The organism is Pseudogemmobacter sonorensis (genome assembly GCF_042762395.1).
Classification (GTDB): Bacteria; Pseudomonadota; Alphaproteobacteria; order Rhodobacterales; family Rhodobacteraceae; genus Pseudogemmobacter; species Pseudogemmobacter sonorensis.
In genome coordinates this window covers 45,981-52,394 of the sequence record NZ_JBEFZE010000027.1, presented here as the reverse complement: position 1 = coordinate 52,394, position 6,414 = coordinate 45,981, and the positions used below count along the sequence as shown (strand labels likewise).

Annotated in this window: 7 protein-coding genes and 1 pseudogene; 7 read left to right on the top strand and 1 reads right to left on the bottom strand. The window is 65.8% G+C overall.

What is annotated here, in order from left to right:
* The 7 genes and pseudogenes from ABNX41_RS16515 to ABNX41_RS16485 all read left to right on the top strand — a co-directional run.
* Positions 1-109: IS3 family transposase (locus ABNX41_RS16515; RefSeq protein ID WP_438670816.1), on the top strand; the 109-nt coding region annotated here is incomplete at its 5' end.
* A gap of 74 nt (positions 110-183) precedes the next feature.
* Positions 184-1,632: a metal-dependent hydrolase family protein gene (locus ABNX41_RS16510; RefSeq protein WP_438670811.1), complete on the top strand. Its 1,449-nt coding sequence runs from the start codon at positions 184-186 to the stop codon at positions 1,630-1,632.
* Positions 1,632-2,369 carry a hypothetical protein gene (locus tag ABNX41_RS16505; protein WP_438670810.1) on the top strand — a complete coding sequence of 246 codons (738 nt, stop codon included), beginning with the start codon at positions 1,632-1,634 and terminating at the stop codon, positions 2,367-2,369. Before ABNX41_RS16510 ends, ABNX41_RS16505 begins: the two co-directional genes overlap by 1 nt.
* Positions 2,370-2,382: 13 nt before the next feature.
* The gene (locus ABNX41_RS16500) at positions 2,383-3,432 is read left to right on the top strand and encodes a linear amide C-N hydrolase (RefSeq protein WP_438670809.1); all 1,050 of its coding nucleotides are present in this window, start codon (positions 2,383-2,385) and stop codon (positions 3,430-3,432) included.
* Positions 3,433-3,513: 81 nt separating this feature from the next.
* Positions 3,514-4,113: pseudogene (locus tag ABNX41_RS16495) on the top strand (transposase); the annotation flags it as partial.
* A 165-nt stretch (positions 4,114-4,278) separates the two neighbouring features.
* Positions 4,279-4,884 carry an SIP domain-containing protein gene (locus tag ABNX41_RS16490; protein WP_438670815.1) on the top strand — a complete coding sequence of 202 codons (606 nt, stop codon included), beginning with the start codon at positions 4,279-4,281 and terminating at the stop codon, positions 4,882-4,884.
* A gap of 12 nt (positions 4,885-4,896) precedes the next feature.
* Positions 4,897-5,277 (top strand): hypothetical protein, encoded by a 381-nt coding sequence (locus ABNX41_RS16485; protein ID WP_438670808.1) that lies wholly within the window; start codon positions 4,897-4,899, stop codon positions 5,275-5,277.
* Here ABNX41_RS16485 and ABNX41_RS16480 read toward each other — a convergent pair.
* Entirely contained in the window at positions 5,246-6,385 is a 1,140-nt protein-coding gene (locus ABNX41_RS16480; RefSeq protein ID WP_438670807.1) for a zinc-binding dehydrogenase, read from the bottom strand. The genes ABNX41_RS16485 and ABNX41_RS16480 overlap by 32 nt on opposite strands.
* Positions 6,386-6,414 lie beyond the last annotated feature (29 nt).

Below are 6,414 nucleotides of genomic sequence, written 5' to 3'. Positions count from 1 at the left end.
CGATTATATCGAGATGTGCTATAACCCGAAGCGCAAGCATGCGAGAAATGGGATGCTGTCACCCGCCGAGTTCGAACGGCAGCAGATGATGAGACGCGAAGGCGTCTAAGAAACTCGGTGCTATTCAGTGCCCGTCAATCTGCTAGCCTCAACCCGACAGAATTCATGGTCAGGAGATTCGGCATGTGTCAGGCATGTTTCGACAGCTACCAGCACACAGGCAGGCTTGACTTCTGCCATTGCGGCACACCTGAAACCCAGGCGGCCATGCGCCGGATCGAGGCCGATATCTCGCGTCGGCAGTTGCTGGGCGGCATGTCGGCGGTGGTGGGCATGTTCGCGGGCTTCGGCCTTGCGCCCAGGGAGGTGCGCGCCCAGACGCCAGGCAGGCCGCTGCTGCTGACCAACCTGCGGCTTTTCGACGGCGAGACGCTCTCGATCCGCGAGGGTGTCGATATCCTCGTTCAGGACGGCCGCATCGCGGCACTTCCGGCCAGCGGCCAGGGACCCGAGGATGCCGACCGGATCGACTGCGGCGGGCGCTGCGTCATTCCCGGGCTGATCGACGCCCACTGGCACGCGACGCTGGCAGGCGTCAGCCAGGTCGTCGCCCTGACGCAGGACATCGGCCTCGTGCATCTGCTCGCGGGCCGCGAGGCCGGCACCACGCTGATGCGCGGCTTCACCACGGTCCGGGACGTCGGCGGCCCGGCCTTCGGGCTGAAGGCGGCGGTCGACCGGGGGGTGGTGACGGGGCCGCGCATCTTCCCCTCGGGCGCGATGATCTCGCAAACCTCGGGGCACGGGGATTTCCGCTTTTCCAACGCGCTTCCGATGATGCCCTCGGACCCGGCCGACTATGCCTCGGCCCACGGCATGACGGCGCTTGCCGACGGCGTGCCCGAGGTGCTGCGCCGCACCCGCGAGCAGCTGATGAAGGGGGCGAGCCAGATCAAGATCACCGCGGGCGGCGGCGTCGCCTCGCAATACGATCCGATCGACGCCACGCAATTCACCGAGGCCGAGATGCGCGCGGCGGTCGACGCGGCCGACGACTGGGGCACCTATGTCTGTGCGCATGTCTACACTTCCAGGGGTATCCAGCGCTGCATCGCCAACGGGGTGAAGTCGATCGAGCACGGCCAGCTTGCCGACGAGGATACGGTGAAGATGATGGCCGACCACGGCACCTGGTGGTCGATCCAGCCCTTCCTCGCCGACGAGGATGCGAACCAGTATACCGACCCGAAGGCCCTCGCCGGACAGAAGATGGTGGCCGAGGGCACCGTCCGCGCCTTCGAGCTGGCGCAGGTCCACAACGTCAACTGGGCCTTCGGCACGGACGTGCTCTACGCGGGCGCGGAAAGCCAGGGTCGGCAACTGGCGAAGCTGGCCCGGTTCATGTCGCCGCTCGACGCGCTTTATCGCGCGACCGGGGCCGCGGGGGCGCTTCTGGCGCTGTCGGGGCTGCGCGCGCCCTATGACGGGCGGCTGGGCGTGATCGCCGAAGGCGCGCTGGCCGACCTTCTGGTCGTGGATGGCGACCCCGAAACCGATCTGTCCTGGCTGGGCGATACCGACAACCTGCGGCTGATCATGAAGGGCGGCCGGATCTTCAAGGAGACCCTGTGATGCGGGCATCAACGGTGAAATGTCTTTCCGCCCTGGCCGCTCTGGCCCTGACCGCCCTGCCCGCCGCCGCGCAGGACAGCGGCTGGCAGGGCCAGATCACCCCCTATGTCTGGGCCTCGGGCCTTGGCGGGGACATCACGCCCTTCACCGGGGGGCCGACGGTGTCCTTCGACAAGTCCTTCTCGGATGTGCTGGAGGATCTGGACGGGGCGTTCTTCCTGTCGGGCTATGCGCGGAAGGATCGTTTCGTGGTGCTGGGGGATTTCAGCTATTCCTCAAGCTCGAAGGGCGAGCTGACCCCGGTGGGTCCGGCCAGCGGCAAGCTGCGGCAGACCTCGCTGACGCTGGCGGCGGGCTATCGCGCGGTGTCGAACGAAAGCATGACGCTGGATCTGCTGGGGGGGGCGAGGCTCTGGCGCATCAAGGGGTCGGTCGAGGCCCCGGGCGTCGGGATCCAGAGTTCGCCCGGCAAGAGTTTCGTCGATCCGATCCTGGCGCTGCGGGCGAATTTCGCGCTCGCGCCGCGCTGGTCGGCGATCTTCTACGCCGATGTCGGCGGCTTCGGCGTCGGCTCGGAAAGCACCAGCCAGATCGTCGCGACGGCCAACTATCAGGTGAACGACAATCTTTACGTCTCGGCCGGGTATCGCCAGTTGAACGTCGATTACAGCGACGGCGGCACCCGGATCGACGCGACGATGGCAGGCCCGCTGCTGGGCATGACATGGCGTTTCTGAAGGGGGCAGGGGCATGATCCGTTCATTCGCCGTGGCGGCAGCGGCAGCGGTAATGCTGGCCGCGCCCGTTGCCGAGGCCTGCACCCGGGTGGTCTATCACGGCCCCGAGGGGCGGGTGCTGACCGGCCGCTCGATGGACTGGTCGATGCCGATGACCAGCAATCTATGGGCTTTCCCGCGCGGCATGGCGCGTGACGGGGCGGCGGGCCCGAGGTCGCTGGAATGGACCTCGAGATACGGCAGCCTGATCGTCTCGGGTTATGACATCTCGACCGTGGACGGGATGAACGAGGCGGGGCTGGTCGCCAACCTGCTGTGGCTGGCGAATTCGCAATATCCCGAGGATGACGGCCAGACCCCGCGGATGTCGCTGTCGGCCTGGGCGCAGTTCTTCCTCGACAGCTTCGCCACGGTCGAGGAGGCGGTGGCCTATGTGAACGCGAACCCCTTCGACACCGTGACGGAGGACGTGCCCGTCTCGTCCGGCAAGCTGACCACGGTGCATCTGTCGCTGTCCGACGCCGACGGAGACAGTGCGATCTTCGAATGGATCGGGGGCGAACTGGTCGTCCACCATGGGCGCGAATACCGGGTGATGACCAACGACCCGCCCTATGAGGAACAACTGGCGATCGCAGCCTACTGGAAGGGCGTGAACCCGCGCGAGGCCTTGCCCGGCACCACCCGCGCCGCCGACCGCTTCGTGCGCGCCGGCGTCTACATCGACATGGTGGTGCAGTCGGACGACCCGCGCACCGCCGCCGCCGCGGTGTTCAGCGTGGTCCGCAACGCTTCGGTCCCCTATGGGGTCGGCATTCCCGACGCGCCGAACCTGTCCACGACGCGCTGGCGGGTAGTGGCCGACCAGAAGGACCGGCTATTCTACGTCGAATCCGCGATCTCGCCCAATGTGCTCTGGGTCGATCTGGCGAACTTCGACTTCGCCGAGGGCGCGCCGGTCCGCATGCTGGACCTCGGGCCGGACATGACCGCGATCCATTCCGGCGAGGTTTCCGCGGAATTCGTCGAGGCCGAACCGTTCCGCTTCGAGACGGCGGAATAGGCATGAGGAAAGCTGAAGGAAGCGTGTCAGCTCTTTTGAGTATAGGTGATCCGTCCCATGCTTCACGGAAAGGAAGCATGCATGACGATTTCCGGGGAAATTCTGGATGAAATGCTGAAGGGCGTTGAACGGCCTGAGGATCTACCTGGCGATGCCGGGCTGATAAAGGAGTTGAAAATCTGACTGATGGAGCGCAGGCTCGGGGCCGAACTGACCGCACATCTGGGCTATGATGAGGGCAAAGACGCGCCTCCCGGGCAGCGCAACCGACGCAACGGCTTCTCGACGAAGGTGCTGAATGCCCGGGGACCGGGGGGACGGGGAACTGCCGGTGGCAATGTCGCGCGATGGTGACAGCAGCTTCGATCCATAACTGGTTAAGAAGGGTCAGATCCGAATCGACGGGATGGATGAGAGGATCATCGGTCTTTACGCCGCCGGTTTGAACCTCCGAGACATCCAGGGCATTCGCCCGACCTCTACTGTCTGAAGGTCTCGCCCGATCTGATCCGCCGCGCCACGGGTGCGGTGCTGGACGAGGTCCCGAATGGCAGGGCCGGGCTTGGAGCGGATGCATCTTATCGTGATCTTTGATGCTCTGCGGGTAAAAATCCGCGATGCCGACAGCCGGACTGTCAAAACAAAGCGGTTTATGTTGCTCTCGGCGTCACTCGGGCCGGCCTGCCCGGGGTTCAACATGCTGTCGATGTCGCTGACCCTGGCCGGAGCCGTTGCAATGGCCTCTTCCATCCTGACCGCACAGGGAGTGGCGCTGATCTCTTCGAGGCGCTTGCCCGTCACCGCGCGCTTACCCTCTTGCTGACTTGGAGAAGCTGCAGGGCAGGTATGGCTGTGGGATTTCTGAAGGCGCTGCTACGCGCGACCTTCTTCGGCTATCGCAAGTTCCAGCGGCCCGAACCCGAGCCGCGCGGATATCTGCTGATGGGCGATGCCGCCGCCATTCCCGCGATCAATTCGATCCTTGCCGATCTGCCGCCCGATGCCGAGGTGCGCGCGATCCTTCAGGCGAACGACCCGGAGGGCGCGGCGATCCCGATGTTCGCGCATCCTCGGTTGCATGCGATCTGGACCGGGCCGGGTGCCGCGGCGCTGGCCGAGGCCGTGCCCGAGGGAGACTGGTCCGACTGGTATGCCTGGACCGCGGACGAGAATACGGCGGCCAAGGCGGCGTGGGCGGCGCTCAACCCGCGCAACGGTTTTTCGCTGACCGGCATCACCCACGCCGCCTGCTGGATTCGCGGCAAGGAGATGCGGTTGAAGAAGGAGCGGGATGAAGCGCCCGCCCATGCCGCTGGGGCGTCGGTTGCACCGCCGGAACCCGTCGCTGCGGTGGCCGATGTCGCAACGGCTGAAGCCCTCGCCGCCGACGCCGTTGCGCAACCCGTCCTCCGGCGCGGGAGATGGCGCTCGCAGGGCAGCGAGGGGCTTTGAAACGGAAACTGCGTGTCGATGGGAGTACAGACTCTGGCCGCGCTGATCCAGATCGCGTCCTATATCCTGCTGGCCGAACTTGCGCGCCGTCTGATGGCGGGAACTGACTGGCGCGATATGGGTGCGGTGGCGTTTTGGGCGCTGCTCCTGTTCGGGCTGGCGGGAACCTTGACCTCAGGCCTTCTGCTCTGGCTGCACGCAGTCGATGCCGGGCTCGGCCGCGATCTGCGGCTGCTGGCCAAGCTGTCCCGCCTGCCGTTGGGCTGGTTCACCGACAGCAACGCGACAGCCGTCCGGCAGATCATCGACGAGGATGCAGGGCGCCTGCATTACCGCGTCATCCGTCGGGGGAACCAAACTTTCAGGCCATTCCCGGAACGAGAACCTGCCTGAGAACCTTCCCGCGTTCCAACAGGTCGAACCCCTCATTCAATCCGTCGAAGCCGATGAAGCGGTCGATCAGGTTGCCAATGGGAAGCTTGCCGTCCTGCTCCAGCCGGATGAAGCGCGGAATGTCGCGAACGGGAACGCAGGAGCCCATGAAGCTGCCACGCAGGGCCTTTTCCTCTCGCACGAAGCCGCCGGGGTCGAACCCGAGTTCCGCGCCTTTTTTCGGAAGGCCTGCCATGATCACGCTGCCGCCGCGGCGCACGACCGCGAGCGCGGTCCGCATGGCCGGGACGGCGCCGGCAAACTCGAAGGCGAAGTGAACGCCGCCCTGGGTCGCGTCCCGCACCGCCTCGACGCAGGTCTCGTCTTTGGGATTGAAGACATGGGTCACACCCAGGGCCTTCGCCCGTTCGAACTTGGTTTCGTCTATGTCCATGCCGATGATGGTCGCGGCGCCGCACAGGCGCGCGCCCAGAAGGGCGCTGGCGCCAACGCCGCCAAGGCCGATGACCGCGACGCTTTCTCCGGCGCGAACCCGCGCCGTGTTCAGGATCGCGCCCACTCCGGTCATCACGGCGCAACCCAGAAGCGCCGCCCGGTCCAAGGGGAACGTCCGGTCGACGACGACGACGGAGCCGCGGTCGACAACGGTATATTCGGAAAAGCACGAAACGCCGGAGTAATGGGCCAGTGTATTGCCCGCCGCATCCCGGAAGCGGCTCCCCCCGCCCATCAGTTCGCCCTTGGCGGCTGCGGCTGCGGCGGTGGTGCAGATCTGCGGCCTTCCCTCCAGGCAATAGACGCAGCGGCCGCAGGACGCGGCGAACTGAAAGACGACATGATCGCCGATGGCGACATCGCGGACCGCGCTGCCCACTTCCAGGACTTCGCCCGCCCCCTCATGGCCGAAAACCAGCGGCAGAACCGGCGCGCTGGTTCCGTTGATGGCGTTCAGGTCGGAATGGCAAAGTCCCGCACCACGCACCTTCACCAGGATTTCGCCCGCAGCCGGAGGGGCGATGAATATCTCCTCGATAGAGATCGGGTTCGAGGATTCATACGGCTGCCTCGCGCCAGTGCCGCGAAGCACGGCGGCTTTGGATCTGATCAAGTCGTCCTCCATCGGTATCGCGGTCCGGG

Coding starts and splice junctions, on each gene's coding strand:
- ABNX41_RS16505 (WP_438670810.1), top strand. CDS start 1,632: ATGCGGGCATCAACGGTGAAATGTCTTTCCGCCCTGGCCGCTCTGGCC.
- ABNX41_RS16510 (WP_438670811.1), top strand. CDS start 184: ATGTGTCAGGCATGTTTCGACAGCTACCAGCACACAGGCAGGCTTGAC.
- ABNX41_RS16500 (WP_438670809.1), top strand. CDS start 2,383: ATGATCCGTTCATTCGCCGTGGCGGCAGCGGCAGCGGTAATGCTGGCC.
- ABNX41_RS16490 (WP_438670815.1), top strand. CDS start 4,279: ATGGCTGTGGGATTTCTGAAGGCGCTGCTACGCGCGACCTTCTTCGGC.